This window comes from Pseudomonas sp. FSL R10-2189 (assembly GCF_009600325.1).
GTDB lineage: Bacteria > Pseudomonadota > Gammaproteobacteria > Pseudomonadales > Pseudomonadaceae > Aquipseudomonas > Aquipseudomonas helleri.
The window spans coordinates 1-631 of record NZ_WIVZ01000115.1 but is presented as its reverse complement, the minus strand read 5'-3'; the positions used below and the strand labels follow the sequence as shown (position 1 = coordinate 631).

The following is a 631-nucleotide window of genomic DNA, read 5'->3' as shown; positions in this document are numbered from 1 at the left end:
CCCTGAACACGAGCCAAGGTCAGCAGCGCTTCTATCAGGGTGTCCATGCGCACTGATTCGCGCTTGATGCGCCCCACCATGTCCACACGTGACGGTCCTGATGCAACCAGCCAATAGCGGCCTGCATGCGCGTCAACGGTGAGCGCAGTTCGTGGGAGATGTCGTGCAACAGGTGCTGCTGGGCTTCGACCAACAATCTCAATTGATTGGCCATGCGGTCGCAATCTTCGGCCAGGTCGACAATTTCATCGCGCCGCTGCCCCATGATCGGCTTGACTCGGGTTTCAAAACGCCCCTGTGCCACATCGCTCATTGCCCGGCGCAAGTAAGCCAACGGCCAGGCCAGATAAAACGCCATATAGCCGCTGAACAAGGCACTCATCACCGTGCCGATCAAGAGCGGCATCAAGCCCGGCCCGCCCTCCCCGCCGCCCCCATTACCGGGCACGCGGGTCGACCTCAGCGACAGGCTCATGCCCTCTTTACTGATGACCGTTTGCTCGAAGACCGGGTGTTCAATGGGCAATCCGGCCAGCAATTGGCCGGTGCTGTCATACACGGCTATCGCTTCGTCGTCGGGGTGGTGCCACACGTCCAGCAGTTGTTTGCCTGCTTCGACACCGTAGTGGCG

Annotated in this window: 1 pseudogene; it reads right to left on the bottom strand. The window is 60.5% G+C overall.

The window, feature by feature from the left end:
- Nucleotides 1-631: pseudogene (locus tag GHO32_RS26165) on the bottom strand (histidine kinase dimerization/phospho-acceptor domain-containing protein); the annotation flags it as partial.